19 protein-coding genes are annotated in these 25412 nt (G+C 61.2%); 13 read left to right on the top strand and 6 right to left on the bottom strand.

The genetic code is table 11. The features are described 5' to 3' along the window. Window positions 1–35 precede the first annotated feature (35 nt). Window positions 36–1043 carry an ATP-binding protein gene (locus tag KGA85_RS31010; RefSeq protein ID WP_223543638.1) on the top strand — a complete coding sequence of 336 codons (1008 nt, stop codon included), beginning with the start codon at window positions 36–38 and terminating at the stop codon, window positions 1041–1043. Window positions 1044–1162: 119 nt separating this feature from the next. Next, window positions 1163–1708 (top strand): vWA domain-containing protein, encoded by a 546-nt coding sequence (locus KGA85_RS31005; protein ID WP_317848676.1) that lies wholly within the window; start codon window positions 1163–1165, stop codon window positions 1706–1708. A gap of 137 nt (window positions 1709–1845) precedes the next feature. Here KGA85_RS31005 and KGA85_RS31000 read toward each other — a convergent pair whose 3' ends face one another. After that, window positions 1846–3069 carry an NADH:flavin oxidoreductase/NADH oxidase family protein gene (locus KGA85_RS31000; RefSeq protein WP_223460955.1) on the bottom strand — a complete coding sequence of 408 codons (1224 nt, stop codon included), beginning with the start codon at window positions 3067–3069 and terminating at the stop codon, window positions 1846–1848. A 76-nt stretch (window positions 3070–3145) separates the two neighbouring features. Here KGA85_RS31000 and KGA85_RS30995 point away from each other — a divergent pair, with 76 nt between their 5' ends. From KGA85_RS30995 to KGA85_RS30955, 9 genes are all read left to right on the top strand, one after another. After that, window positions 3146–3550 carry a MerR family transcriptional regulator gene (locus KGA85_RS30995; RefSeq protein WP_223532074.1) on the top strand — a complete coding sequence of 135 codons (405 nt, stop codon included), beginning with the start codon at window positions 3146–3148 and terminating at the stop codon, window positions 3548–3550. Between the two features lie 425 nt (window positions 3551–3975). Continuing rightward, on the top strand, window positions 3976–4824 hold the full coding sequence (locus tag KGA85_RS30990; protein WP_150753471.1) for a transporter substrate-binding domain-containing protein: 849 nt from the start codon (window positions 3976–3978) through the stop codon (window positions 4822–4824). A 51-nt stretch (window positions 4825–4875) separates the two neighbouring features. After that, on the top strand, window positions 4876–5538 hold the full coding sequence (locus KGA85_RS30985; RefSeq protein WP_032829783.1) for an amino acid ABC transporter permease: 663 nt from the start codon (window positions 4876–4878) through the stop codon (window positions 5536–5538). A gap of 9 nt (window positions 5539–5547) precedes the next feature. Continuing rightward, window positions 5548–6210, top strand: coding sequence for an amino acid ABC transporter permease (locus KGA85_RS30980; RefSeq protein WP_223460958.1), 663 nt, complete (start codon window positions 5548–5550; stop codon window positions 6208–6210). Then, window positions 6207–7001 carry an amino acid ABC transporter ATP-binding protein gene (locus tag KGA85_RS30975; protein WP_223460960.1) on the top strand — a complete coding sequence of 265 codons (795 nt, stop codon included), beginning with the start codon at window positions 6207–6209 and terminating at the stop codon, window positions 6999–7001. The genes KGA85_RS30980 and KGA85_RS30975 overlap by 4 nt, the downstream gene beginning before the upstream one ends. A 28-nt stretch (window positions 7002–7029) precedes the next feature. Next, window positions 7030–7419 (top strand): RidA family protein, encoded by a 390-nt coding sequence (locus tag KGA85_RS30970; protein ID WP_046038467.1) that lies wholly within the window; start codon window positions 7030–7032, stop codon window positions 7417–7419. Between the two features lie 144 nt (window positions 7420–7563). Further along, a complete protein-coding gene (locus KGA85_RS30965; protein WP_223461251.1) occupies window positions 7564–8328 on the top strand; it encodes an IclR family transcriptional regulator in 765 nt (254 codons plus the stop codon). Window positions 8329–8367: 39 nt separating this feature from the next. Beyond that, window positions 8368–9585 (top strand): amino acid deaminase, encoded by a 1218-nt coding sequence (locus KGA85_RS30960; RefSeq protein WP_223460962.1) that lies wholly within the window; start codon window positions 8368–8370, stop codon window positions 9583–9585. Between the two features lie 141 nt (window positions 9586–9726). Beyond that, complete coding sequence (locus tag KGA85_RS30955) at window positions 9727–10662, top strand: sugar kinase (protein ID WP_223460964.1); 936 nt, start codon at window positions 9727–9729, stop codon at window positions 10660–10662. Window positions 10663–10736: 74 nt separating this feature from the next. Here KGA85_RS30955 and KGA85_RS30950 read toward each other — a convergent pair whose 3' ends face one another. Together KGA85_RS30950 and KGA85_RS30945 are read right to left on the bottom strand one after the other, a co-directional pair. Beyond that, complete coding sequence (locus KGA85_RS30950) at window positions 10737–11012, bottom strand: peptidylprolyl isomerase (RefSeq protein ID WP_007898282.1); 276 nt, start codon at window positions 11010–11012, stop codon at window positions 10737–10739. A 66-nt stretch (window positions 11013–11078) separates the two neighbouring features. Beyond that, entirely contained in the window at window positions 11079–13616 is a 2538-nt protein-coding gene (locus KGA85_RS30945) for a PAS domain-containing protein (protein WP_223460966.1), read from the bottom strand. Between the two features lie 423 nt (window positions 13617–14039). Here KGA85_RS30945 and KGA85_RS30940 point away from each other — a divergent pair, with 423 nt between their 5' ends. Then, on the top strand, window positions 14040–15092 hold the full coding sequence (locus tag KGA85_RS30940; protein ID WP_223460968.1) for a WD40/YVTN/BNR-like repeat-containing protein: 1053 nt from the start codon (window positions 14040–14042) through the stop codon (window positions 15090–15092). A 28-nt stretch (window positions 15093–15120) separates the two neighbouring features. Further along, window positions 15121–17505: an efflux RND transporter permease subunit gene (locus KGA85_RS30935; RefSeq protein ID WP_223460969.1), complete on the top strand. Its 2385-nt coding sequence runs from the start codon at window positions 15121–15123 to the stop codon at window positions 17503–17505. 90 nt (window positions 17506–17595) lie between these two features. Here KGA85_RS30935 and KGA85_RS30930 read toward each other — a convergent pair whose 3' ends face one another. The 3 genes from KGA85_RS30930 to KGA85_RS30920 form a co-directional block, all read right to left on the bottom strand. Then, window positions 17596–22350 (bottom strand): dermonecrotic toxin domain-containing protein, encoded by a 4755-nt coding sequence (locus KGA85_RS30930; RefSeq protein WP_223460971.1) that lies wholly within the window; start codon window positions 22348–22350, stop codon window positions 17596–17598. 277 nt (window positions 22351–22627) lie between these two features. Continuing rightward, window positions 22628–23347, bottom strand: a complete 720-nt coding sequence (locus KGA85_RS30925; RefSeq protein ID WP_191628001.1) for a FadR/GntR family transcriptional regulator — start codon at window positions 23345–23347, stop codon at window positions 22628–22630. A 252-nt stretch (window positions 23348–23599) separates the two neighbouring features. Further along, a complete protein-coding gene (locus KGA85_RS30920; protein WP_223460973.1) occupies window positions 23600–25336 on the bottom strand; it encodes an IlvD/Edd family dehydratase in 1737 nt (578 codons plus the stop codon). Window positions 25337–25412 lie beyond the last annotated feature (76 nt).

The raw sequence follows: 25412 nt of genomic DNA, 5'->3' as shown, positions 1-25412 counted from the left end.
TGATCGACACAACCGACCATGATGAGACGCCTGACATGACCGACACCCCCCATTTCCCGCTCTCCGCCGTGGTCGGCGCCGACGATTTGAAACTGGCCCTGTACCTGACCGCCATCGACCCGAAGATCGGCGGCGTGCTGATCGAAGGCCCGCGGGGTATGGCCAAGTCGACCCTGGCCCGCGGTCTGGCGGACCTGCTGGCCAGCGGTCAGTTCGTCACCTTGCCGCTGGGTGCCACCGAAGAGCGTCTGGTCGGCACCCTCGATCTTGACGCGGCACTGGGCGAAGGTCGCGCACAGTTTTCCCCCGGTGTGCTGGCCAAGGCTGACGGTGGCGTGCTCTACGTCGACGAGGTCAATCTGTTGCCCGATCACCTCGTTGATCTGTTGCTCGATGTGGCCGCCAGCGGCACCAATCTGGTGGAGCGTGACGGCATTTCCCATCGGCATTCGGCGAAGTTCGTGCTGATTGGCACCATGAATCCGGAAGAGGGTGAACTGCGTCCGCAATTGCTTGACCGTTTCGGCTTGAATGTCGCCCTCGGTGGCCACACCGCGCCGGCCGAGCGCGGTCAGATCATCCGCCGTCGCCTGGATTTCGACAACGATCCGCAAGGTTTCTGCGCCGAATGGGAATCCGCGCAGGCGTCTCTGCGCGAACGTTGCCAGAACGCACGCAATGCACTGCCGAACATTCCCCTCGACGATCAAGCACTGGCGTATATCACCGAACGCTGCTTTGCCGCTGGCGTCGATGGTTTGCGCGCCGACCTGGTCTGGCTGCGCGCCGCCCGGGTGCACGCCGCCTGGCGCGGGGTGAACGCGATCGCCGAGGAAGATATCGACGCCGTTGCCGAGTTCGCCTTGCGCCATCGTCGTCGCGAGCATTGCGCACCGGCGCCTCAGCCATCCCAGGCTGCGCAACCTTCTGCGCCGCAGAACGCCAACCCGAGCGAAGGGCAGGGCCAGTGGGGCGAATTGCCTGCCCAAGCGCTGGCGGTCGGCGCACGACGTGAAGTGCCGAGCTGGCCAAAAAAGCTCTAGGCATTCGTCCTCGCTCCGACGCGGGGGCGAATGCCAGACCCCGCGCCGGGCGGCTGGACCACGGTAAACAGGGCAAGCGTCACACGGCACGCAGCGGCTCGGTCAACTGGCCGGGCACTTTGCTCAATGGCCGACCGCGTCAGCGCGACGACCTGTTGTTTCACCTGCGCACTCGCTCGCCCCATGAACTGTGGCTGGTGATCGTGGATGCCTCCGCTTCGACCCGCCGTCATCAGGCATTGAGCGATGCCAAAGGCTTGCTGGCGCAATTGTTCGACGATGCCTATCGCCAGCGTGCGCGACTGGCTCTGCTCACGGCCAGCGGTGCTGCACCCAGGTGGCAGGTGCAGGGATTGAAGGCTTCGACGGGGTTGCGCCATTGGCTCGATGACCTCGGCGCCGGTGGCGGCACGCCGTTGCTGGCAGCTTTGAACGAAGCGGGGCACTGGCTTGCCGTACGACAAAAGCGTTTTCCGGCAGAGCAGCAGCGGTTGTTGCTGGTGACCGATGGCCGGCTAAAGGACTGGCCGTTGTTGCCCGTGTTGGAGTGTCCGGGGTTGCTGATCGACATCGAGCGTGGGCCGATCCGGCTTGGGCGCAGCAGGGTGTTGGCGGCGCAGTTGCAGGCTGAATACCGGCATATCGACGAACTGCTTCCAGGCTGAACTCTCCTTTGCCCGGGCCGGCCTCTTCGCGAGCAAGCCCGCTCCCACAGGGGGGAACGCATTCCAAATGTGGGAGCGGCGGTGCGGCGATCCGACTTGCCCGCGAAAGCGGTGGGTCAGTCAACATCAATTCCGGATCACTTGCCCATCGCCTGCCGATACTGCCGGGTGCGCTTGCCAATGTATAACCGGTCGAGAATCAACGCCCACAACGCCGAGACTTCAGGCCGGGGCTTGCGCCCACGGCTCAAGCGATGCAGCTGGAACTTGACCACCGCCATGCTCGCCAGCGCCGCCAGGGGCTTGCGCTTCCAGCGGATCGGCGGCAGTTGCGGATGGCTGTCCTGGCCTTCGCGCCACTGCTTGACCAGGTGCGGTTCCACGGCCAGCGCGGTGCCAATGCCGGCCATGGCAAGGCCGCTGTCGAGCACCTGTTCGACGATCGCCAAACGCCGGATCCCGCCGGTCACCATCACTGGCATCCGCGCCACGCTGGCCAGTTCGCCGGCCATTTCCAGAAAGTACGCCTCCCGTGCCAGGGTCCGGCCGTCGCGCGCTTCGCCTTGCATGGCCGGTGCTTCGTAACTGCCGCCGGAGAGTTCCAGCAGGTCGATCGGTTGTTCGTTAAGCCACTGGATCACTTGCCGCGCATCATCGGCATCGAAACCACCGCGCTGGAAATCCGCCGAATTGAGTTTTACCGACACACAAAATTGCGGCGACACCGCTTGGCGAACCGCCTCGACGACGGACAACAGCAGGCGCGCACGATTTTCCAGGGAGCCGCCCCATTGATCGGTGCGCCGATTGGTGAGCGGCGAAAGGAACTGACTGATCAGGTAGCCGTGGGCGGCGTGGATCTGCACACCGGTAAAACCGGCTTTCTCCGCCAGTGCGGCGCTGGTGGCGAAGCGTCGGATCACCTCCTGGATATCGTCCTCGGTCATGGGCTTGGGTTCGGCGAACATCTTCGAGAACTGGCCGAGGTCCAGCGCAACTGCCGAAGGCGCCAGCGCTTGCTGGCCGAGGTTGGCCATGGTCTGGCGGCCAGGATGATTGAGCTGCACCCAGAAATGCGCACCGCCGGCCCGACCGACGCTGGCCCACTGGCGGAAGCGCTCCAGGTGGCGCTCGTCTTCCAGCGCTACACCGCCGGGGCCGGTCATGGCGCGGCGGTCGATCATCACATTGCCGGTCAGCAGCAAGCCGGCTTCACCCTTGGCCCAAGCCTGATACAGGCGAAGCAGCGCCTCATCGGGCACTTGATCGGTGTTGGCGAGATTCTCTTCCATCGCGGCTTTGGCAATGCGATTGCCGATGGTCTGGCCGTTGGGTAAATTCAATGTTTGGAAGGGCGACATGCTTGACTCCTCGTGATGATCAGCAGAGGCTAAGCTTAAAGTTAACTTTAATGTCAAGCAGGGAAATGAGGCCGCAATGAAGATTGGTGAATTGGCGCAGTTGAGCGGGTTGACCGCATCGCGCATCCGTTTTTACGAGTCTCAGGGCTTGATTCGGCAGGTCGAGCGCTCTGCCAACGGGTATCGGCGTTACTCGCAACAGGCGCTGCAGACCCTGCAAATCATCCAATGCGCACAACAAGCGGGTTTCAGCCTGGAAGAGCTCAAACAGTTACTGCCGGATAATGTGACGGGCGCGTTCAAGCACGATGAGTTGATGGCCGGCCTGCATCGCAAGATCGCGCAGATCGAAGAGATGCAACGACACCTGGCCCATAGCAAGGCGCAGTTGCTGGGCTGGATCGACACCATCCAGGCCCGGCCCGAAGGCATGAGCTGCGATGAAAATGCCGAGCGAGTGATGACGTCATTCAAGCACTAGGTCAGGACGGATTGATCATCAGCGTACCGGCCCTCCACATGCCCGGCAGTGCAGGCAACACTGGTCACACAAAGGTATTGCGGTGAACACATTTCTCACGGGATTTTTACGGTTGACCGGGCAATAAGGCAGTCGGATGGGAGTTGCCCAATGGGCTGCCCTGGCTCGCAGGTCTTGCTTCGAATGGGGTCATGTGCGCCCAATTGTGAACCAGATACCCGCCTCCCTGTAGCCAACGGTAGCGCCAGTCTGCCCGTGCGTTTGGTAACGTTTTTTCCTCCTCTCGCGCATCCCTCTGATTCAAAACAAATTTCAATCTCCCTCACATTCCCTCCACATCCTGTGGCACACTTTCTGCTGTCTATTCCGTTGTTACATACCATGTTCCGGTATAGCGGAATAAACATCACCCTGGAGTGCTTGCCATGCATCGCCGTCCTTCCTTGTTCAAAGCGTGTGTTTTTCTGTTCGCGGCTTCTGCCGCTGCCATGGGTGTAGCCCAGGCGGCGGACAGTAAGCTCGATAGCGTTCTGGCCCGCGGCAAACTGATTGTAGGCACCGGCAGCACCAACGCGCCGTGGCACTTCCAGGGCGCGGACGGCAAGTTGCAGGGTTTCGATATCGATATCGGGCACATGATCGCCAAGGGTTTGTTCAACGACCCGACCAAGGTTGAGTACGTGGTGCAGTCGTCCGATGCGCGGATTCCCAACCTGCTGACCGACAAGGTCGACATCAGTTGCCAGTTCATCACCGTGACGGCCAGCCGCGCGCAGCAAGTGGCGTTCACCCTGCCTTACTACCGCGAAGGTGTCGGCCTGCTGCTGCCGGCGAACAGCAAATACAAGGAAATCGATGACATGAAAGCCGCCGGTGACAGTCTCACCGTGGCGGTGCTGCAAAACGTCTATGCCGAAGAACTGGTGCATCAGGCGCTGCCCAAGGCCAAGGTCGATCAGTACGACAGTGTCGACCTGATGTACCAGGCCGTGAACTCCGGCCGCGCCGATGCGGCGGCCACCGACCAGTCGTCGGTGAAGTACCTGATGGTGCAGAACCCTGGCCGTTATCGCAGCCCGGCCTACGCCTGGAGCCCGCAGACCTATGCGTGCGCGGTCAAGCGCGGCGATCAGGACTGGCTGAACTTCGTCAACACCACTCTGCACGAAGCCATGACCGGCGTTGAGTTCCCGACTTACGCGGCGTCCTTCAAACAGTGGTTCGGTGTAGACCTGCCGACCCCGGCCATCGGTTTCCCAGTCGAATTCAAATGATCCCGTGAGAGCAGGGCGCCCAAATGCGCCCCGCTCAAGGTACTGCTGACCATGAACTATCAGTTGAACTTTGCCGCCGTCTGGCGCGATTTCGACACCTTGCTGGCGGGGCTCGGTATGGGTCTTGAACTGGCCCTGGTGTCGATCGCCATCGGCTGCGTGATCGGCCTGATGATGGCGTTTGCCTTGCTGTCCAAGCATCGCGCATTGCGGGTGCTGGCGTCGGTGTATGTCACGGTGATTCGTAACACGCCGATCCTGGTGTTGATCCTGTTGATCTACTTTGCGTTGCCAAGCCTGGGGATCCGCCTGGACAAGATCCCCTCGTTCATCATCACCCTGTCGCTGTATGCCGGGGCGTACCTGACTGAAGTGTTCCGCGGCGGTTTGCTGAGCATTCCCAAGGGTCTGCGTGAAGCAGGGTTGGCCATTGGCCTCGGTGAGTGGCAGGTCAAGGCCTACGTCACCGTGCCGGTGATGCTGCGCAATGTGTTGCCGGCGCTGTCGAACAACTTCATTTCGCTGTTCAAGGACACCTCGCTGGCGGCCGCGATTGCCGTACCTGAGCTGACCTATTACGCGCGCAAGATCAATGTCGAGAGCTACCGGGTGATTGAAACCTGGCTGGTGACCACGGCGCTGTATGTGGCGGCCTGTTACCTCATTGCCATGATGCTGCGTTACCTCGAACAGCGTCTGGCGATTCGCCGATAGGAGGCCCCCATGTACGAATCCCCCAGTTGGTTGCATGAGTTGTGGGTGGCGCGAGAGGTGCTGTGGCAGGGCTTTCTGACCAGTGTCCAGGTGTCGGTGCTGGCGATTGTGCTCGGCACGCTCGTTGGCGTCGTCACCGGGTTGGTGCTGACCTACGGCAAATTCTGGATGCGCGCGCCGTTTCGTTTTTATGTTGATGTGATTCGCGGTACGCCGGTGTTCGTGCTGGTGCTGGCGTGCTTCTACATGGCGCCGGCACTCGGCTGGCAGATCAGCGCGTTCCAGGCCGGTGCACTGGGTTTGACGCTGTTCTGCGGCTCCCATGTCGCCGAGATCGTGCGCGGTGCATTGCAGGCATTGCCGCTCGGGCAGATGGAGGCGAGCAAGGCCATCGGCCTGACGTTCTACCAGGCCCTCGGTTACGTGCTGTTGCCCCAGGCATTGCGGCAGATCCTGCCGACCTGGGTCAACTCGTCCACCGAGATCGTCAAGGCCTCGACCCTGTTGTCGGTGATCGGCGTGGCGGAATTGCTGCTCAGTACCCAGCAGATCATTGCCCGGACTTTCATGACCCTGGAGTTTTACCTGTTCGCCGGTTTCCTGTTCTTCGTCATCAACTACGGCATCGAGTTACTCGGCCGGCACATTGAAAAGCGGGTGGCTTTGCCATGACTCAGACTCCAACCAATGCACAAAACGGCCAACCGCTGCTGGACATTCGCGGCCTGCACAAGCGTTACGATCAGCTCGAAGTGCTCAAGGGCGTGGACCTGAGCATGCAGCGCGGCAACGTGGTGACGTTGATCGGCTCCAGCGGATCGGGCAAGACCACGCTGCTGCGCTGCGTGAACATGCTCGAAGAGTTCCAGGGCGGGCAGATTCTGCTCGACGGCGAATCCATCGGTTATGACGAGGTCAACGGCAAACGCATTCGCCACCCGGAAAGAGTCATTGCCCGCCATCGCGCCATGACCGGCATGGCGTTCCAGCAGTTCAACCTGTTTCCGCACCTGACTGCATTGCAGAACGTCACCCTGGGCCTGCTCAAGGTCAAGAAGCTGCACAAGGACGAGGCGGTGTCCCTGGCCGAGAAATGGCTGGAGCGCGTCGGCCTGCTGGAACGTCGCGATCACTTTCCCGGTCAGTTGTCCGGCGGTCAGCAGCAGCGCGTGGCGATCGCCCGGGCGATTGCGATGAACCCGAGCCTGATGCTGTTCGACGAAGTGACCTCGGCCCTCGATCCGGAACTGGTGGGCGAAGTGTTGAGCGTGATCAAAGGCCTGGCCGAAGACGGCATGACCATGCTGCTGGTGACCCACGAAATGCGCTTTGCGTTCGAGGTCTCGGACAAGATCGTTTTCATGAATCAGGGGCGTATCGAAGAGCAGGGGCCGCCCAAGGAACTGTTCGAACGCCCGCAGTCGCCACGACTGGCGGAATTTCTCAAAAGCACCCGTTTTTAACCTTCTATTTCAATCAGGAGAAACACCCATGAGCATTACTCGTTACGGCACCGGCAGCACCGCCGCTGGCGGTCAGCCTCGCCCTTTCGCCCGCGCCGTTGAAGCCGATGGCTGGTTGCACGTTTCCGGGCAGGTGCCGGCGGTGGACGGCGAGATCATTACTGGCGGCATTGTCGAACAGACCCACCAGACCATGAAGAACCTGATCGCGATTCTCGAAGAGGCAGGTTTCGGCCTGGAAGACGTGGTGCGTGCTGGCGTGTGGCTGGAGGATCCGCGGGATTTCACGAGTTTCAACAAGGTCTTCTCCGAGTACTTCAAGCCTGAACACGCCCCGGCGCGAGCCTGTGTACAGGCGAACATGATGGTCGACTGCAAGGTCGAGATCGACTGCATTGCTTACAAGAAAAAGGCTTGAACCGAGGTGGCTTCATCGCTAGCAGGCTCGCTCCCACAGGGAAACGCATTCCAATGTGGGAGCGAGCCTGCTCGCGAAGGCGGCCTAACGATCAACCCACCACTCTCGGTAAACTCCCGGCGACTATGAATGGGAACCACTGAAATGACCGAAGACACCATCAAGCGCCGGGCACGCGGTCTGGACCGGGCGTTCGATATCCTCGATTTCCTCAAGGAGATCGGCCAGCCCCTGCGCCCGAACGACATCGCCAACGGCATCGGCAGCCCCAAATCCACGGTCTACGAACTGGTGGCCTCGCTGCTGGAACGGCGCATCCTGGAGCCGGTAGGCAAGGACGGTCATGTCTACCTCGGTCGTCAGTTGTATTTTCTCGGGCAGGCACACCTGCGCCATTTCGACCTGACCCGCGAGGCCGATCACGCCTTGCAGGAAATCGTCAGCCAGACCCATGAAACGGCGCAGATGTGCCTGCTCAACGGGCGCAAGTACACCGTTGCGCTGATGAAGGAGGGGGAGCGGCATTTCCGCATTTCCTCGGACATCGGCGAAAACGCGCCCATTCCCTGGACCGCCTCCGGGCGCCTGTTGCTGGCGCACCTGAGCGACCAGGCAATCGTCGACCTGATCGACCGCGACGACTTCATCCTGCCCGATGGCGAACGCTTGCCTCTGGAGCAATTTCTCAAGGAAATCCGTCAGGCCGGTATCGATGGTTTCTTTTCCTTCGATAGCGTCGCCGACACCTTTACCCATTGCTTCGCCGCTCCGGTCAAAGACCCCGGCGGCGTGGCCATCGCGACCCTGTGCATCGTCGCCCCACGGGCCGATGCGAAGAAAAACTACAACGACTACCGCCGGGTGCTGATCGAAAGCGCCAACAGCCTGGCCCGTCGCATCAACGAATAACAGCGGCTGCCAGCGGCCGCGTGAACGAGGAGTTCGACCATGTCTTCTGCCCCCAATACTGCCACCGTGGAAAAAGGCACCGCGCCCATGGGCGCCAGCCTGGTGCGTGACGTCAGCCTGCCTGCGCTGGTACTGCACCGCGAGGCGCTGGAACACAATATTCGCTGGATGCAGGCGTTCGTCAGCGACAGCGGAGCCGAACTGGCGCCCCATGGCAAAACCAGCATGACCCCGGCGTTGTTCCGGCGCCAACTGGACGCCGGTGCCTGGGGCATTACCCTGGCCAGCGCCACGCAAACCCGTGCGGCCTACGCCCATGGTGTGCGCCGGGTGCTGATGGCCAACCAGTTGGTCGGCACGCCGAACATGGCGTTGATCGCCGACCTGCTGGCCGACCCGACGTTCGACTTCTATTGCATGGTCGATCACCCGGACAACGTCGCCGACCTCGGCGCCTATTTCGCCTCCCGCGGCGTGCGCCTGAATGTCATGATCGAATACGGCGTGGTCGGTGGTCGTTGCGGTTGCCGCAGCGAGCAGGAAGTACTCGATCTGGCCAAGGCCATCGCTGCGCAACCGGCGCTGGCCCTGACCGGGATCGAAGGCTACGAAGGCGTGATTCATGGCGATCACGCCGTGACCGGCATTCGCGATTTCGCCGCTTCACTGGTGCGCCTGGCGGTGCAATTGCAGGACAGCGGTGCGTTCGCCATTGCCAAACCGATCATCACTGCGTCGGGTTCGGCCTGGTATGACCTGATTGCCGAGTCCTTCGAAGCACAAAACGCCGCCGGGCGTTTCCTCAGCGTGCTGCGTCCCGGCAGTTACGTGGCCCACGATCATGGCATCTACAAGGAAGCGCAGTGCTGCGTACTCGACCGTCGCAGCGACCTGCACGAAGGCCTGCGTCCGGCGCTGGAAGTGTGGGCGCACGTGCAGTCGTTGCCGGAACCGGGGTTTGCGGTGATTGCCCTGGGTAAACGCGACGTGGCCTACGACGCCGGTTTGCCGGTGCCATTGCTGCGTTACAAGGCGGGCGTGGTGCCGGCCAAGGGCGATGATGTGAGCGCCTGCAAAGTGACCGCGGTGATGGACCAGCATGCGTTCATGACCGTGGCGCCGGGGGTTGATCTGCGGGTGGGTGACATCATTTCGTTCGGCACTTCGCACCCGTGCCTGACGTTCGACAAGTGGCGTGTCGGCTGTCTGGTGGATGAGCAACTGAACGTCATCGAGACCATGGAGACCTGTTTCTAAGACTGAAACCGCGGCGCGGCTTTCGCGAGCAAGCCCGCTCCCACAGGGTTTTGTGTACACCGAAGATCCAATGTGGGAACGGGCTTGCTCCGGGCGGCGATCCGACGAAGAGGCCCTACCAGACAAAAGAGAAATCCGCGTATGAACACCATCAACACTCTGGGCCCCAACACTCCACGCATCGCCCTGATCGGCGAGTGCATGATCGAGTTGCAGCATCGCGCCGACGGCAGCCTGCAACAAAGCTTCGGCGGCGACACCTTGAATACGGCCGTGTACCTGTCCCGGGAACTGGGAGAGGACGGCGCTGTGGATTACGTTACCGCCCTGGGCGATGACAGTTTCAGCGACGCGATGTGCCAGAGTTGGGCGGCGGAAAATATCGGGCTCGACATGGTTCAGCGCCTGCCCGGACGCCTGCCGGGTTTGTATTGCATCCAGACTGACGCCGCCGGTGAGCGACGCTTTCTGTACTGGCGCAACGAAGCGGCAGTCCGCGATTGCTTCACCACCCCGGCCGCCGCGCCGATCCTCGCGGCGCTGCCGGATTACGACGTGCTGTACTTCAGCGGCATCACCCTGGCGGTACTCGGCGTGCAAGGTCGGGAAAAACTGCTGGAAACCCTGATCGAAGCACGCCAGCGCGATGCGCGGATCGTGTTCGACAACAACTACCGGCCAAGGCTGTGGGCTTCGGTCGAGGATGCCCGGGCGGCGTATCGCCGTGTGCTACCGCAGGTTGATCTGGCGTTGCTGACGGTGGATGACGAACAGGCGTTGTTTGGTTATGCCGATTGTGACGCGGTGTTTGCCGCGTATGAGCAGATCGGTACGCCAGAAGTGGTGCTCAAGCGCGGCGCCCAAGCGTGCCTGATTCGTTGTGATGGAGAGTCATTCGAGGTGCCGGCGCAGAAGGTCGAGCGGGTGGTGGACACCACGGCGGCGGGGGATTCGTTCAGCGCGGCGTATCTGGCTTCGCGGCTCAAGGGCGGCAGCCCTTCGCAAGCTGCCGAGGCCGGGCATCGGTTGGCGAGCCGGGTGATTCAGGTGCCTGGGGCGCTGATTCCCAGAGATTGAATCCATTATCTGTGGCGAAGGAGCTTTTGTGGCGAGGGGGCTTGCCCCCTCGCCACAGGGGCCTGGCCAGCCACTCAATCCCGGTAAAACACCTGCACCAGGTGATACCCGAACTTGCTCTTGATCGGCCCATGCACCACCCGGAGCGGTTTCTTGAAGATCACCGCATCGATCACGCCGACCATCTGCCCCGGCCGCACTTCACCGAGATCGCCGCCGCGCTTGCCCGATGGGCAGGTCGAGTACTTCTTGGCCAGCACGTCGAACGCTTCGCCCTTGGCGATGCGTTGTTTGAGCTGCTCGGCTTCTTCCGAGGTTTTCACCAGAATATGGCGGGCTTGAGCTTTCATGTGGCGGTACCTTGCAACGGTGGTGGCTATGTGGGTGGCAGCGGGGGCGCGCGATTATGCCTCAACTCAGTCCGGTTGACTGATCATCGTGCGAATCTTGTTGGCCAGCAGGTCGATGGAAAACGGCTTGGCCACCATGTCCATGCCTTCTTCGAGGAAACCCTGGCGCTCGGCGGCGATCTCGGCGTAACCGGTCATGAACAGTACTTTCAATTCGGGACGATGCTGACGGGCGATTTCCGCCAGTTGGCGGCCGTTCATGCCCGGCAACCCGACGTCGGTCACCAGCAGGTCCACCCGCAGGTCCGACTCCAGCACCGGCAGTGCGCCCTTGGCATCTTCGGCTTCATGGGCGCGGTAACCGAGTTCCCTGAGCAGGTCCAGTACCAGCATGCGCACCGCCGCATCGTCCTCGACCAGCATCACGGTTTCGCCGGCAATCGCCGCCGGTGCCTCGCCAATGACGGGCGACAGGACTTTTTCCGGCTCGGTCGAATGCAGGCGCGGCAGGTACAAGCGCACGCTGGTGCCCCGTCCGGGCAGGCTGAACAGACTGACATGGCCCCCCGTTTGCTGGGCGAAACCGTAAATCATCGACAAGCCCAAACCGGTGCCCTGGCCGATGGGCTTGGTGGTGAAGAACGGGTCGAATGCCTTGGCCAGCACCGAGGGCGTCATGCCGGTGCCGTTGTCGCTGACGGCAATCATCACGTAGTCGCCGGCCTTGACCGGTTCCAGGGTCGTGATGTCGTTGCCGTCGAGGTACACATTGGCCGTTTCGATCTGCAACTCGCCGCCATCGGGCATGGCGTCCCGGGCATTGATCACCAGGTTGAGCAAGGCGTTTTCCAGCTGGCTGACATCGGTGCTGACCCGCCAGATGTTCTCGGCCAGTTGCAGGTTGAGCTCGATATGGTCGCCCTTGGTACGCCTGAACAAGTCCACGAGCGAGTGAATCAACTCGTTGGGGTTCAGCGGCTTGCGGTTGAGCGACTGACGCCGGGAGAACGCCAGCAAGCGATGGGTGAGGGCGGCGGCACGGTTGGCCGAGGACACGGCCGCTTCGGTAAACCTGCCTATCTCGCTGGCGCGGCCGTCGGCAATGTAGCGTTGCATCAGGTCGAGGCTGCCGATGATGCCGGTGAGCATGTTGTTGAAGTCATGGGCGATGCCGCCGGTAAGTTGGCCGACCGCATCCATTTTCTGCGCATGGCGCAAGGCGTCTTCGGCACGCTCACGCTCGAACATCTCGTTTTGCAGACGTTCGTTGGCCTCGGCCAGTTGACCGGTGCGGGCGGCAACCCGTTCCTCAAGGGTTTCGTTGAGGTTGCGCAGGGCTTCTTCGGTCTTTTTGCGTTCGGTTTCGTCGATCACGAAGATGTAGAAACCGTTCACCGCGCCATCCGCGCCGTGGCGTGGCAGGTAATTCATCAAGGCCTGGCGGATGCTGCCGTCGCGGTGTGGCGTGCTGATGCTGAAGCAGCAGGGCCGGCCGGACAGCGCCTCAGTGATGTGCGGGGCGCGCAGCGCATAGGCTTCTTCGCCGAGCACTTCAAGAATGGTTCGTCCGTAAAGCTCTTGCGGCGTCAGCCCGTACCAGTCGAGGTACGCCGCATTGTTCAGGCGAAAGCGTTCTTCGCGGTCGACGTAGCTGATCAGGATCGGCATGGCGTTGATGATCAGTTGCAGCTCGGTCTGGCTCTGGCGCAGGGCCTGTTCGGTGTGTTTGCGTTCGGTCAGGTCCAGGGCGGCGCCGAGGAAACGCATCGGCCGGCCGTGGTGATCCTTGTAGCAGCGACCTCGGGCAAACACCCAGCGCATCTGGCCGTCGGTTTGCAGCAGGCGATATTCCTCGGCGTATTCGCTGCCGTGGGTGATGCAATGCTTGATGCTGCGGGCGATTAGGGCGCGGTCTTCGGGGTGTACGCCGTGCAGGTACTCACTGATCGGCAATTGACTGGCCATGGCCGGGTCGATGCCGTGCAACTGGGCAAAATGCGCATCGGCGATGAAACGGTCCTCGCTGATGTCCCAGTCCCAGGTACCGACCGCATCGGTGGCGGCGAGGGCCAGTTGCAGGCGCTCCTCGGTTTCACGCTGGGCCTTGAGGCTGGCCGCCGAGCGCTGTTCGAGTTCGAGGGCGATGCGCCGGCGTTCGTTGGTTTCGATGGCGGTGACCAGGATCCCGGCCACCTCGGCACCCTCGTCGCGGATCGGGCTGTAGGTCAGGTCGAGCCAGAAGTCGGATTCCCGGTCCCCGCGTTGCAGGGTAAAGCGCTGCTCGCTGTAGGTTCGTACCTGACCTTGCAGGACGGCGCTGTAGATCGGGTCGGTAAAGTCTTTCAACTCTGGCCATATCAAGTGTGCCGGCTGTCCGAAAGCGTGTGGATGTTTGCTTCCGGCGAGCAGGGCGAAGCCGTCGTTATAGATCTGCGTCAGTTGTGGGCCCCATAGCAGCAGCATCGGCATCGGTGAGTGAATGACGATGTCCACGGCGGTTCGCAGGCTTTGTGGCCAAGTGCTGGCAGCGCCCAGCGGGCTGCTTGCCCAGTCGAATCGGGCGATCAAGGCCTGGGCATCGCTGGCGGTCGGTGTTGCGTTCATCTGGGAGTCCTGCGCCAATTCGCTATAGCTGTCGTCCATTCTTGCACAGGTGGTCGATTGTGGAGGACCCGTCAGGGTGAGCGGTTAAGCGACACAGAACCCTGTGGGAGCGAAAGCGTCAGCAGCCATTACCGCAGCAACGGATATGTACTCCGAACACTGAACACAACCACCCACCCCAAAACCGCAATCACCCCACCTGATACCCAATCATTCAGGACAAGCACGCATCCCCCCGGTTAACAAAAGATAACGTGGCGTCGATTGTCAGACATTAAAAAACACCGATAGGATAAGCCAGCTTCCGAAGGGGCTCTGGATTGCGGGTTTCAGGACTATGCTCTGAAACAGCCGGTCCAGACATGCACCCTTGCGGCGCCCAGAAAGGTTGAACGACCTAACAATAATAATGGGGGAAGGTCTATGAGTGAGCCTGTCATGGGTGTGGGTATCTGCCGCCCGCCGGCATTACGCAAATTCGCGTTGCTGGCCACAGCGCTCTCGCTGTTGGGCTCTGCCATGCTGTCGGCACCCGCGCTGGCCGCGGCGGCGCCAGCATCCGACGTTGTTTATTCCATTGAATCTGCCAAGGCTGCCAAAAGCCTGATGCTCGATGTCGTCCACGCCGGCAAGCGCCTGGTGGCGGTCGGGGATCGTGGGCACATCCTGTATTCCGATGACCAGGGCGCTACCTGGACCCAGGCCAAGGTCCCGACCAGGGCCCTGCTGACGTCGGTGTTTTTCGTCGACGACAAGCACGGCTGGGCCGTCGGCCATGACGCGCAGATCCTCGCCAGCGAGGACGGCGGCGCGACCTGGACCAAGCAATTCGAAGATCTGAAACGCGAATCGCCGTTGCTCGATGTCTGGTTCAAGGACGTCGACAGCGGCTTTGCCGTGGGCGCTTACGGCTCGCTGATGGAAACCACCGATGGTGGCAAGCATTGGGAAGACGCCAGCGACCGCCTCGATAACGAAGACCAGTACCACCTGAACGCGATTGCCGCGGTCAAGGACGCCGGGCTGTTCATCGTCGGCGAGCAGGGCAGCATGTTCCGCTCCGCGGACTGGGGCCAGACCTGGGAGAAACTCGAAGGTCCGTACGAAGGCTCGCTGTTCGGCGTGATCGGCACGGCGCAGCCCAATACGCTGCTGGCCTACGGACTGCGCGGCAACCTTTACCGTTCCACGGATTTCGGCACCACCTGGGAGCAAGTCGAGCTCAAGGCTGAACGTGGCGACCTGGAGTTCGGGCTGTCCGGCGGCACGCTGCTCGACGATGGTTCCATCGTGATCGTCGGCAACGGCGGCTCGGTGATTCGCAGCAGCGACAATGGCGAAACCTTCAAGGTGGTCAACCGTCCGGACCGTATTTCGGTCTCGGCAGTGACTGCGGCAGGCAATGGCAATTTGGTTCTGGCCGGGCAGGGCGGCGTTCGCGTCACTTCGCCGAACGGTACCGAGTCGGGTAAATGAGCCGAGTTAATAATAAGAAGGCGGAGCTATGACTTCCTTGAGTACTCATCACCAGGACAAGGCGACGTTCCTCGAGCGCCTGATCTTCAATAACCGTCCGGCAGTGATCTTCATCTGCCTGATGGTCAGCATTTTCCTGTTCTGGCAGGCCACGCTGATCCGTCCGTCCACCAGTTTCGAAAAAATGATCCCGCTGGAGCATCCCTTCATCCAGAAGATGATGGAGCACCGCAACGATCTGGCGAACCTGGGCAACACCGTGCGGATCTCGGTGGAAGCCACCGATGGCGACATCTTCTCCAAGGAGTACATGGAGACCCTGCGTCAGATCAACGACGAGGTGTTCTACATCTCCGGTGTCGACCGTTCCGGCCTCAAGTCGCTGTGGAGCCCGAGCGTTCGCTGGACCGAAGTGACGGAAGAGGGCTTCGCCGGCGGTGAAGTGATTCCGCAGAGCTACAACGGTTCCCAGGCCAGCCTCGATTTGTTGCGCAACAACGTGCTCAAGTCCGGTCAGGTCGGGCGGTTGGTGTCCAACGATTTCAAGTCGAGCATCGTCGACATTCCGTTGCTGGAGTCCTACCCGGACCCGCAAGACCAGGGCAAGCTGCTGGCGTTGGACTATCGCCAGTTCTCCCACGAGCTTGAAGACAAGATCCGCACCAAGTTCGAAGCGCAGAACCCGAATGTGAAGATCCACATCGTCGGTTTCGCCAAGAAAGTCGGTGACCTGATCGATGGCCTGGTGATGGTGGTGATGTTCTTCGGAGTCGCCTTCGTCATCACCCTGATCCTCTTGCTGTGGTTCACCAACTGCCTGCGCAGTACCGTCGCCGTGTTGAGCACGACTTTGGTGGCAGTGGTCTGGCAACTGGGCTTGATGCACTTCTTCGGCTTCGGGCTCGACCCCTATTCGATGCTGGTGCCGTTCCTGATCTTCGCCATCGGTATTTCCCACGGCGTACAGAAGATCAACGGGATCGCCCTGCAATCGAGTGAAGCGGACAACGCCCTGACGGCGGCGCGCCGTACGTTCCGTCAATTGTTCCTGCCGGGGATGATCGCGATCCTCGCCGATGCCGTGGGTTTCATCACACTGCTGATCATCGATATCGGTGTGATCCGTGAACTGGCCATCGGCGCGTCCATCGGCGTGGCGGTGATCGTGTTCACCAACCTGATCCTGCTGCCGGTGGCGATTTCCTATGTCGGCATCAGCAAGCGTGCTGTCGAGCGCAGCAAGAAAGATGCGGTGCGCGAACACCCGTTCTGGCGCCTGCTGGCGAATTTCGCCAGCGCCAAAGTTGCACCGGTTTCCATTCTGCTGGCGCTGATCGCCTTTGGCGGCGGCCTCTGGTACAGCCAGAACCTGAAAATCGGCGACCTCGACCAGGGTGCCCCGGAGCTGCGTCCGGACTCGCGCTACAACAAGGACAACAACTTCATCATCAACAATTACTCCACCAGTTCCGACGTATTGGTGGTGATGGTCAAGACCAAGTCCGAAGGCTGCTCGCGCTACGAAGCCATGGCGCCGATCGACGAGCTGATGTGGAAGATGCAGAACACCGAGGGCGTGCAGTCGGCGATTTCCCTGGTGACCGTGTCCAAGCAGATGATCAAGGGCATGAACGAGGGCAACCTGAAATGGGAAACCCTATCGCGTAACCCTGACGTACTGAACAACTCCATTGCCCGCGCTGACGGCCTGTACAACAACAGCTGTTCCCTGGCGCCGGTGCTGGTGTTCCTCAACGATCACAAGGCCGAGACCCTGGATCGCGCGGTGCATGCGGTGCAGGAGTTCGCCAAGGAAAACAACAAGGAAGGCCTGGAGTTCATCCTCGCGGCCGGTAACGCCGGGATCGAGGCGGCCACCAACGAGGTGATCAAGAAGTCCGAACTGACCATCCTGGTCCTGGTGTACATCTGTGTGGCGGTCATGTGCATGATCACATTCCGTTCGTGGGCGGCGACCTTGTGCATCGTGCTGCCCCTGGTGCTGACCTCGGTACTCGGCAACGCCCTGATGGCCTTCATGGGCATCGGCGTGAAAGTGGCGACCCTGCCGGTCGTGGCGCTCGGGGTGGGGATTGGCGTGGACTACGGCATCTACATCTACAGCCGCCTGGAAAGCTTCCTGCGTGCCGGCCTGCCGCTGCAAGAGGCGTACTACCAGACGCTGAAGTCCACCGGTAAGGCGGTGCTGTTCACCGGTCTGTGCCTGGCCATCGGTGTGTGCACCTGGATCTTCTCGGCCATCAAGTTCCAGGCCGACATGGGGCTGATGCTGACCTTCATGCTGTTGTGGAACATGTTCGGTGCACTGTGGCTGTTGCCGGCACTGGCGCGGTTCCTGATCAAGCCGGAGAAACTGGCGGGGCAGAAGGGCAATTCGTTGTTCGCCCACTGACCGTTTCGTTGCCCTGACACCGAAAGCCGCGACCTGAAAAGGCGCGGCTTTCGACGTTTCTGGCGGCTTGCTTCGCAGTTGGCGACTCGACTACCGAACAGGCAACAGGTCCAGAAACAGCCTTTGATCCCGTGGTGGGGTAACGGGGCTGTAGAGGTCGCGGATGATCACCTTGTTGTCCGGCCCAGCTTGGGCAATCAGATCCTTGAGGGTCATGAAGCGATGTTCGGGACGTTTGAGGTGGGCGATGGTGTAGGTCGAGGGCGCGCTGTTCGCCTGGGCGTAGTGGAAATGCGCGTACCACAGCACCGTGTCCGAGTTTTTCTCCCGAATGGCGAATTCCGTCAGATAGTCTTTGGCGGCCGTCCGCTTGAGTGCCTGTACCAGCCCGATGTCCACCGCCTGGCGATCGCGAAGGTACTCGATACTTTCCTGTCGGGGACGTTGTGCCTTGTATCCCTCGATGCAATGTTGCTGGCCTTTGAGCCGGGTTTCGCTGGCGGTGTTGCGCAATGATTCAAGCACGTTGCTGATTTGCGGGTTGTCTGGCTGGGCGTGCTCCAGTTCGCTGGCCAGCATTTCGATCCGTTCGGCCTGGTGTTCCAGCATATCGCTCCAGTCGCGGGGGTTGAGTTCATCCCGTCGTTGCGGATCACTGAGCTTTCTTTTCTGAAATTCGATTGAACGCTCAATGGCCGGGATTTCGTCGATCAGTCGCTGCCCCTCCGTGCGCAGCGCGGCAACAGTACGCGGTTGCGCGGCGTGCACAGGCCGCACCGGCGCGGCTTCGACAACTTCGACCCATCCCTCATTGGGGTGCTCCATGAACCGTCCACTGACCTGGAGGGTGACCGGGTTTCGGGTGACGATTGTCGGAAACGGCATACCTGCGCTCGCCGGTTCCAGCTCTCCCACCAAGGCGCCGTTATCCCGTGACTTGAACACCCGTTTGGTCTTCGACGGTGTTTTGACGGGTTTGAAGGCGACGGGCAATACCGGCAGAAATTCGTCCTCGCGCAACAGATCGGCCAGTTCGGTCTCGGCATTGTCCCGTGCGATCTCCAGACGCTCCATCAGCAGCGACATATAGCGGGGGCGGATCAAGGGGGACTCAAGCTCCAGCAGTGAGGTGTTGATTTGCAGGCGTCTTCTGTAGTGCCTGACCAGGTTGATCAAGACGTCCTTGCGCTCCTGGGAGGTGAAACCATCCGTGCTCAGCAGCTCCAGATGGGAGTCTTCGAGCGCTGACATGGCGCCCAGACGGTCTTCATGAACCTTGAGAAAGTACTGCTCCTGCGGGGTTTTCGCTTCGACGGTGGTATCAATGCTCAAGATGTTAAGTATGTCGAGCGATTCGAGGATGGCGGTGACTCGGTTGGAAAACCTTCGGTCAGGATGGCTTTTGAGGTATTTCAGGCGTTGTGCCGGCCCGGTCTTGAAGTCCTGCGCAAGCTCCGTCAGAACCCCATCCTGTGTGATGATTGCCTGGGTATGTCGCTCGGAGGCGGCAAAAAGGGATTGCAGAAGGTCGTACATGCGCTGGGCGGTTTCGATGTCATTGCTGTTGCGTTGCAACTCGATCAGCGACTCGCCTTGCTCGGAAACGAAGCTGGCCAGGTAGAGGGTCGCCAGCCGATAGATCCTCAGTCCGTAGGAGGACAGGATCGCCGTGTACTCGCCGGTCGCTTTTGCCTCGTATTCGAAGCGCATGTCAACGTCCTTGAGTTGTCGATAGGCCTGGATCAAATCGCGACGGGCCTGGATCAACTGATCGACAATGACCTGGTCTCTTTCCTGCAATACCTGGAAATCCAGCCGACTGCGCGATCGCGCAATGGCCTTGAGCCGATGGTCGCCCTGGAGGGCCTGATCCTCGGGCGATGCGCGAAGACGTATACCGGCGGTTTTCAGTTCGTTGTCGGCGCTGGCGTACACGATTCTTGCGGCTTCCAGTTGCCGGTCCATATCCTTTGCCTGTGTTGCCAGCGTCGATACGGTCCCACCGATTCGGTTGGCCTCAACGGTGGCTTGCTCACGTTTCTTGTCTATTTCCGCCAGTTTGGCTTTGAGTCGATTTTTGGGGCCTCCGCCCTGCAGCTTCAGACCCGTGTCCAGCGACCATCTGCCTTGTCCGTCGGTCTTGAGCTTGAAGCCGGGATGGAGCGGCTTTTCGGGGTGAATGATGTAAACGTCGCCGAACCCTGGAACGATACTGACCTTGAACAGCAATCCTCCCAGTGAGGCATGCCATTGATGGTCGATACGGTACAGCCCCTTGAACATGCCGATTTCAACGGGGGCGGGAACCGGGACGGGCCAGGCGACCTTGAGCTCGAGTAATGCATTCAACAGGCGCTGGCTTGAGGAATCCCTGGCGGTGGAGTGAATGAAATCGATCCGGGTGTGATCAGCGGCCGGAGGTTCTGCGGGCAAGCCGACCACGCCTTGCTCGATGTCGGCGGTCGCAGGAGCGACATCCTGGGGTGGACGACGCAGGCGGGCGAGGCGCGGTGGCGGCTCCGCCGGCCGGGGTGCCGGTGTCGAAAGCCCGGGCCGATGGGGTTGGGGAGAAACATGCAACAGGATCAACCCGACATTGAGCAGCAGATCGACCCAGGCCAGTTCCCTGGCTGTCGGGTCGTTGCTGTGCAGCGCCGTCACATCGCTTTTCAGGGCGACGGCCAGCTGCAGCATCCAGCCGGCCAGCATCGCAGGGCCACGAAGCACTGGCAGGAGTAAGGCGTTGAACAGCAACCAGCCGCCCTCGCGCACGATGGCCCAGCGGTTTTCGGCGTTGGAAACCGATTCTCTGTCAGCCAGGTCGATGAGCGCCCGTGCGTTGCTGGCGTAGAGGTACTGCGTCAGATTCCCGGTGGCCAGCGCCTGTACCAGCGAACCAGATACTTCTTCGGTGCTGGAGCCCTGAGCCAACTGTGCCGGCTCCGGTTTTTCCCAACGGACGGTGTCGTCTCCCGGGCCGAAACGAAGGATGTGGGGGCTGTTGAACCCGTCATTGCTGTAGATCGGCCGGGCCCTGTCCGGCAGCCAGCTCAGTACGCTGTCTTGCAGGGGACCGGCTTGTGCAATGGCGTTGAACAATGCTTCACGGCTGGAGAATTGCTGCAAGGCGTCCTGGTATACGGGCCGATACAGGATGTGCGGGCCGATGCCGGTGTCCCGCGGTTCAATGATGAACATGTTGTCGACGACATCGGCGACCGCACCGGCCTTGCGGGTAAAGGCAAGCGCACGGACGACGATGTCCTGGCCGTCGACGACGCGCTCGGGTGCTTGGATGTGCAAGACGGCCTTTATAAGTCGGTATCCCTGGAAGCTCAGCCCGTGCTCGCCGCGGATTGTGTGTTCCAGCGCCTGAAGCGGCAGGTGTACCTTGAGCGCCTGGCCAAACCGGATTTCGCGACGTTGCGATTGGCTGTTGTCATCGAGCAGCAGGGCTTTGAGGGTGTGCGGGTAACGTTCGCCGATGTTCACCCGACTGATCAGCCCTTCGGTGCTGCTAAACAGACCTTTTTCACCGAGGATGTAGTCGGCGGTCAGCCACGACGGGACGGCTTTGCCGGTCTTGTCCGTGATGGCCATGCTGCCCGAGGGCGTGGCGCTGAGGTTCTGGATGGCCAGTTCGGTCAGCGTCATGGGGACGCGGGTGATGAAGCCGCTGCCCAGATCACCGGCCGCCACCCGGAAATTGAGCACCAGATCGCCAGGTTCGCAATCGGAATCGGGATGGTCCAGGTGTATCTGATCACGCAAGGCGTTGTTGGTGAAATCATGCAGGTTTTCGATGCCGTCGAGGAAGGACTTGCCGCCGGTCTGTCGTTGCAACTGCGCCTGCTCGACCAGCAATTGACGATATTCGGTACGCTCGCTGTCGCTGGCGTCCTTGAGCCATTGGGGCAGGGTCGCGCGTATCTTTTCGACAGGTTGCTGGCCAGGTGCCGGAGCATGGCTGAAGTAAGGGGCCGGGTCGGTACTGGCCGCGAAGCGTTCTTCCAGGGCGCGAACCCCCTGGTCGGCGGGAAGCCGGATGGCGTCCAGATTCTCCAACTGACGCTCCAGCAGCAACGCGGCCTGAGTATCGAAGATATTTCCATCGGGCTCGGAACGCTTGATGACGATTTTGTCGGCGTTGAACTGGCACTCCACCTCACGGCCCCAGGCCTGATTGAGCGCTTCCATGCTGGGGTACGACTGCAGACGGCCTGAAACACGGTACAAAAAGATCCGGCTTCCTTGCACCACGAGCAGGTCCGGCGTGGTGAAGGACGTGCTTTCGCCGTTGCGGATCAAGCAGGTTTCCAGGCAATAGGCATGCACAAAACCGTCAGGGTGGGGGATGGCCAGGCGCTCACGACGGTCGGGGTGTCGAGCCAGTTCGTAGAGTGCGGCCCTGTCATCTTTTTGAGCCGTGGGAAGAAGGCTTGCCGCACTGTTCAGACCGCTTGCCAACAGGTCACCCAGCCATTGCCAGTGGCTGACCTTCGTGTCGTGCGCCTGGTTCCAGTAGGCCGTCAGGGCATCCTGAAACCGGGTGCCCAGGGTCAAGGTCAATGACTGGATTTTTTCCTGGATAACGCCCATGTCGGGACGTTTTGGCCCTTGCGCGTCATAAGTCAGGTGCGAGGGCGCGCGGTTGGTGAGGAAGTGTACGCGTCCGTCAATTTCTGCCGTGAGATTCAGGGATGTGTTGTTGCCCAGATAGTCCAGGGCCACGTCGATCAATAGCTTGAGGTCCCATCCCCCCGTCCGGTTGGGTATGGCCAGCCGGGTGACATCCAGGTCCAGGGCCAGAGGCGGGTAGTGCTCCAGGATACTGGCGTGAAGCATTTGTCCGGCGACCTGGCGCAATGTCGGTCGGCTGGCGAATCGACGGGCGACCGCTTGAGCGGGAGCGTCGCTGGTAGCGGGGCGTGTGGGTTGCCCCTGAGTTGCGTCTGGTGGGACGGCGGATTGATTCTGCATATCGGATACCGTTCTGTAGCGAAAGAAGTGTGGTTTCGCTGCCAGAATGGCGAGTTTGTCGCAGGCGAGTGCGGTATCCCGCTACCACCTGGGTACTCGAGAATTGTGTCGGATCGTGCCTGGCGATCGGCCGATGTGTCGCTCAGGACAGCTCGGAGCCGAGTACGACATTCAGCGCGCTGCGGGCATCGTCCAGTTGCACCAGCGTCGCATGCCGCGCGCCGAGGGCATCGCGGTTTTCGATGGCGGTCAGGATCGCCTTGTGCCGGGGCAGTGCCAGCTCATGCAGGTTCGGCCGCTGGTTCGAATGCTTCAAGGCTTCGGCAATGGCCACCGAGAGCATGTTGCACAAATTGGCCAGCAAGTCGTTGTGCGTTGCATCGGCGATGCGACTGTGGAAGTCCAGGTCCGGCTGCAACAGGGCCTCCGGCGTCGGCGCGGCTTCCATGCGCTGGTAGGCCTCGCCGATGGAGGCAATGTCCGCTTCCGTGGCGAATTGCGCGGCGAGGGCGGCAGCGGCCGGTTCGATGATGCTGCGCACGCTGGTCAGCAGGTCAAAGAACTGATTCTGCGGACTGCTCTGCATCAACCAGTGCAGCACGTCCGGATCGAGCATGTGCCAGTCCTTGCGCGGCTTGACCACGGTCCCGACCCGCGGGCGGGAATACACCAGGCCCTTGGCGACCAGGACCCGGGTGGCTTCACGCAGCACCGGCCGGCTGACCGCATACTCTTCGCACAACAGCGCTTCGGCGGGCAGCTTGTCGTCCGGCAGGAAACGTCCCGAGACGATCTGCATGCCCAGTTCCTGGACGATGCGCGAGTGCATGCTTTTGCGGTCGGAGGGTTTGCGGTAATCCATGGGGAACGGCGCGGTCCTGTGCGAATAGGTGTCGCGCATGATAGCAGGCGCGGGAGGTAATCATCAGGCCTGAGGATAGGGATTACTTTGTGGCGAGGGAGCTTGCTCCCGCTCGGCTGCGCAGCAGTCGAAAAATCGGTGAATGCGGTATTTCTGGAAAAGCGCATGTTCCGGTTTTGGGGCCGCTTCGCAGCCCAGCGGGAGCAAGCTCCCTCGCCACAGTAGTTGATTCACACCTTCACGAGGGTGGTGTCAGTGGGAGTGACGCGGTACCTCAGCCCCGCGGCAACCGACCAGGAAGTCGAAGTCACAACCCTGGTCCGCTTGCAGCACGTGGTCGATGTACAACTGGCGATAGCCACCCACCAACAATTGCTGTGGCGGTTGCAGATCGGCCATGCGCGCGGCCAGTTCGGCGTCCGGAATATCCAGGTGCAAACGGCCGCTAGCGCAATCGAGTTCGATCCAGTCGCCTTCTTTCACTGCGGCCAGCGGTCCGCCGGCAGCGGCTTCCGGGGCGACGTGCAGCACAACGGTGCCGTACGCGGTGCCGCTCATGCGTGCATCGGAAATACGCACCATGTCCGTCACACCTTGGGCCAGCAGCTTGGCTGGCAGGCCCATGTTGCCCACTTCAGCCATGCCCGGATAACCCTTCGGCCCGCAGTTCTTCATCACCAGGATCGAGTTGGCATCCACGTCCAGTTCCGGATCGTTGATCCGCGCCTTGTACATGTCGAAGTTCTCGAACACCACCGCGCGGCCGCGATGCTGCATCAATTCGGGCGTGGCGGCGGACGGCTTGAGCACGGCGCCCAGCGGTGCCAGGTTGCCGCGCAACACACAGATGCCGCCATCGGCACGGATCGGGTTGTCGAGGGTGCGGATCACTTCGTCCTCGCCATAGATCGGCGCGTCCTTGGTGTTCTCGCCGATGGACTTGCCGTTGACGGTCAAGGCATTCGGGTTCGGGATCAGGTTGGCTGCACCGAGGCGACGCAGCACGGCCGGCAAGCCACCGGCGTAATAGAACTCTTCCATCAGGAAGCGCCCGGACGGTTGCAGGTCGACGATGGTCGGCATGCCGCGGCCGATACGGGTCCAGTCATCCAGGTCCAGCTCCACGCCAATGCGTCCGGCGATGGCCTTGAGGTGGATCACGGCGTTGGTCGAACCGCCGATGGCGGCATTGACGCGAATGGCGTTTTCGAAGGCTTCCTTGGTGAGGATCTTCGACAGTTTCAAGTCTTCGCGCACCATTTCCACGGCTCGCATGCCGGACATGTGCGCCAGCACATAACGGCGCGCATCCACGGCCGGAATTGCCGCGTTGTGGGGCAGGGAAGTGCCCAGCGCTTCGGCCATGCAGGCCATGGTCGAGGCGGTGCCCATGGTGTTGCAGGTGCCGGCCGAGCGGGACATGCCGCCCTCGGCCGCGAGGAAATCGTCGATGCTGATGGTGCCGGCCTTGACCTGTTCGCTGAGCTGCCAGACCACGGTGCCGGAGCCGATGTCCTTGCCCTTGTGCTTGCCGTTGAGCATCGGCCCGCCGGTGACGACGATGGCCGGTACGTCGCAACTGGCGGCGCCCATCAGCAAGGCCGGGGTGGTTTTGTCGCAACCGGTCAGCAGCACCACGCCATCGATCGGGTTGCCGCGAATGGCTTCTTCGACATCCATGCTCGCCAGGTTGCGGGTGAGCATGGCGGTAGGGCGCAGGTTCGATTCGCCGTTGGAGAACACCGGAAACTCCACTGGAAAGCCCCCGGCCTCGATCACCCCGCGTTTGACGTGCTCGGCAATCTGGCGGAAATGCGCGTTGCACGGGGTCAGTTCCGACCAGGTGTTGCAGATGCCGATGATCGGCTTGCCATGGAACTGATGGTCGGCGATGCCCTGATTCTTCATCCAGCTGCGGTACATGAAGCCGTTCTTGTCGGCGGTGCCAAACCATTGGGCGGAGCGCAGGGTGGGTTTCTTATCAGACATGATCGGTTCTCTTATTGTATGACTATATTGTTCGAGCTGAGGCGTAACATAGGCTAAAATTGAGCACTTTGGAAGT

This window comes from Pseudomonas sp. GL-B-12, assembly GCF_019955895.1.
Lineage (GTDB): Bacteria > Pseudomonadota > Gammaproteobacteria > Pseudomonadales > Pseudomonadaceae > Aquipseudomonas.
This window is presented reverse-complemented; position numbering and strand designations above follow the sequence as displayed.

Coding starts and splice junctions, on each gene's coding strand:
- KGA85_RS30985 (WP_032829783.1), top strand. CDS start 4,876: ATGAACTATCAGTTGAACTTTGCCGCCGTCTGGCGCGATTTCGACACC.
- KGA85_RS30935 (WP_223460969.1), top strand. CDS start 15,121: ATGACTTCCTTGAGTACTCATCACCAGGACAAGGCGACGTTCCTCGAG.
- KGA85_RS30975 (WP_223460960.1), top strand. CDS start 6,207: ATGACTCAGACTCCAACCAATGCACAAAACGGCCAACCGCTGCTGGAC.
- KGA85_RS30950 (WP_007898282.1), bottom strand. CDS start 11,012: ATGAAAGCTCAAGCCCGCCATATTCTGGTGAAAACCTCGGAAGAAGCC.
- KGA85_RS30965 (WP_223461251.1), top strand. CDS start 7,564: ATGACCGAAGACACCATCAAGCGCCGGGCACGCGGTCTGGACCGGGCG.
- KGA85_RS30990 (WP_150753471.1), top strand. CDS start 3,976: ATGCATCGCCGTCCTTCCTTGTTCAAAGCGTGTGTTTTTCTGTTCGCG.
- KGA85_RS31000 (WP_223460955.1), bottom strand. CDS start 3,069: ATGTCGCCCTTCCAAACATTGAATTTACCCAACGGCCAGACCATCGGC.
- KGA85_RS30980 (WP_223460958.1), top strand. CDS start 5,548: ATGTACGAATCCCCCAGTTGGTTGCATGAGTTGTGGGTGGCGCGAGAG.
- KGA85_RS30960 (WP_223460962.1), top strand. CDS start 8,368: ATGTCTTCTGCCCCCAATACTGCCACCGTGGAAAAAGGCACCGCGCCC.
- KGA85_RS30945 (WP_223460966.1), bottom strand. CDS start 13,616: ATGAACGCAACACCGACCGCCAGCGATGCCCAGGCCTTGATCGCCCGA.
- KGA85_RS30925 (WP_191628001.1), bottom strand. CDS start 23,347: ATGGATTACCGCAAACCCTCCGACCGCAAAAGCATGCACTCGCGCATC.
- KGA85_RS30930 (WP_223460971.1), bottom strand. CDS start 22,350: ATGCTTCACGCCAGTATCCTGGAGCACTACCCGCCTCTGGCCCTGGAC.
- KGA85_RS30940 (WP_223460968.1), top strand. CDS start 14,040: ATGAGTGAGCCTGTCATGGGTGTGGGTATCTGCCGCCCGCCGGCATTA.
- KGA85_RS30970 (WP_046038467.1), top strand. CDS start 7,030: ATGAGCATTACTCGTTACGGCACCGGCAGCACCGCCGCTGGCGGTCAG.
- KGA85_RS30995 (WP_223532074.1), top strand. CDS start 3,146: ATGAAGATTGGTGAATTGGCGCAGTTGAGCGGGTTGACCGCATCGCGC.
- KGA85_RS31010 (WP_223543638.1), top strand. CDS start 36: ATGACCGACACCCCCCATTTCCCGCTCTCCGCCGTGGTCGGCGCCGAC.
- KGA85_RS30955 (WP_223460964.1), top strand. CDS start 9,727: ATGAACACCATCAACACTCTGGGCCCCAACACTCCACGCATCGCCCTG.
- KGA85_RS30920 (WP_223460973.1), bottom strand. CDS start 25,336: ATGTCTGATAAGAAACCCACCCTGCGCTCCGCCCAATGGTTTGGCACC.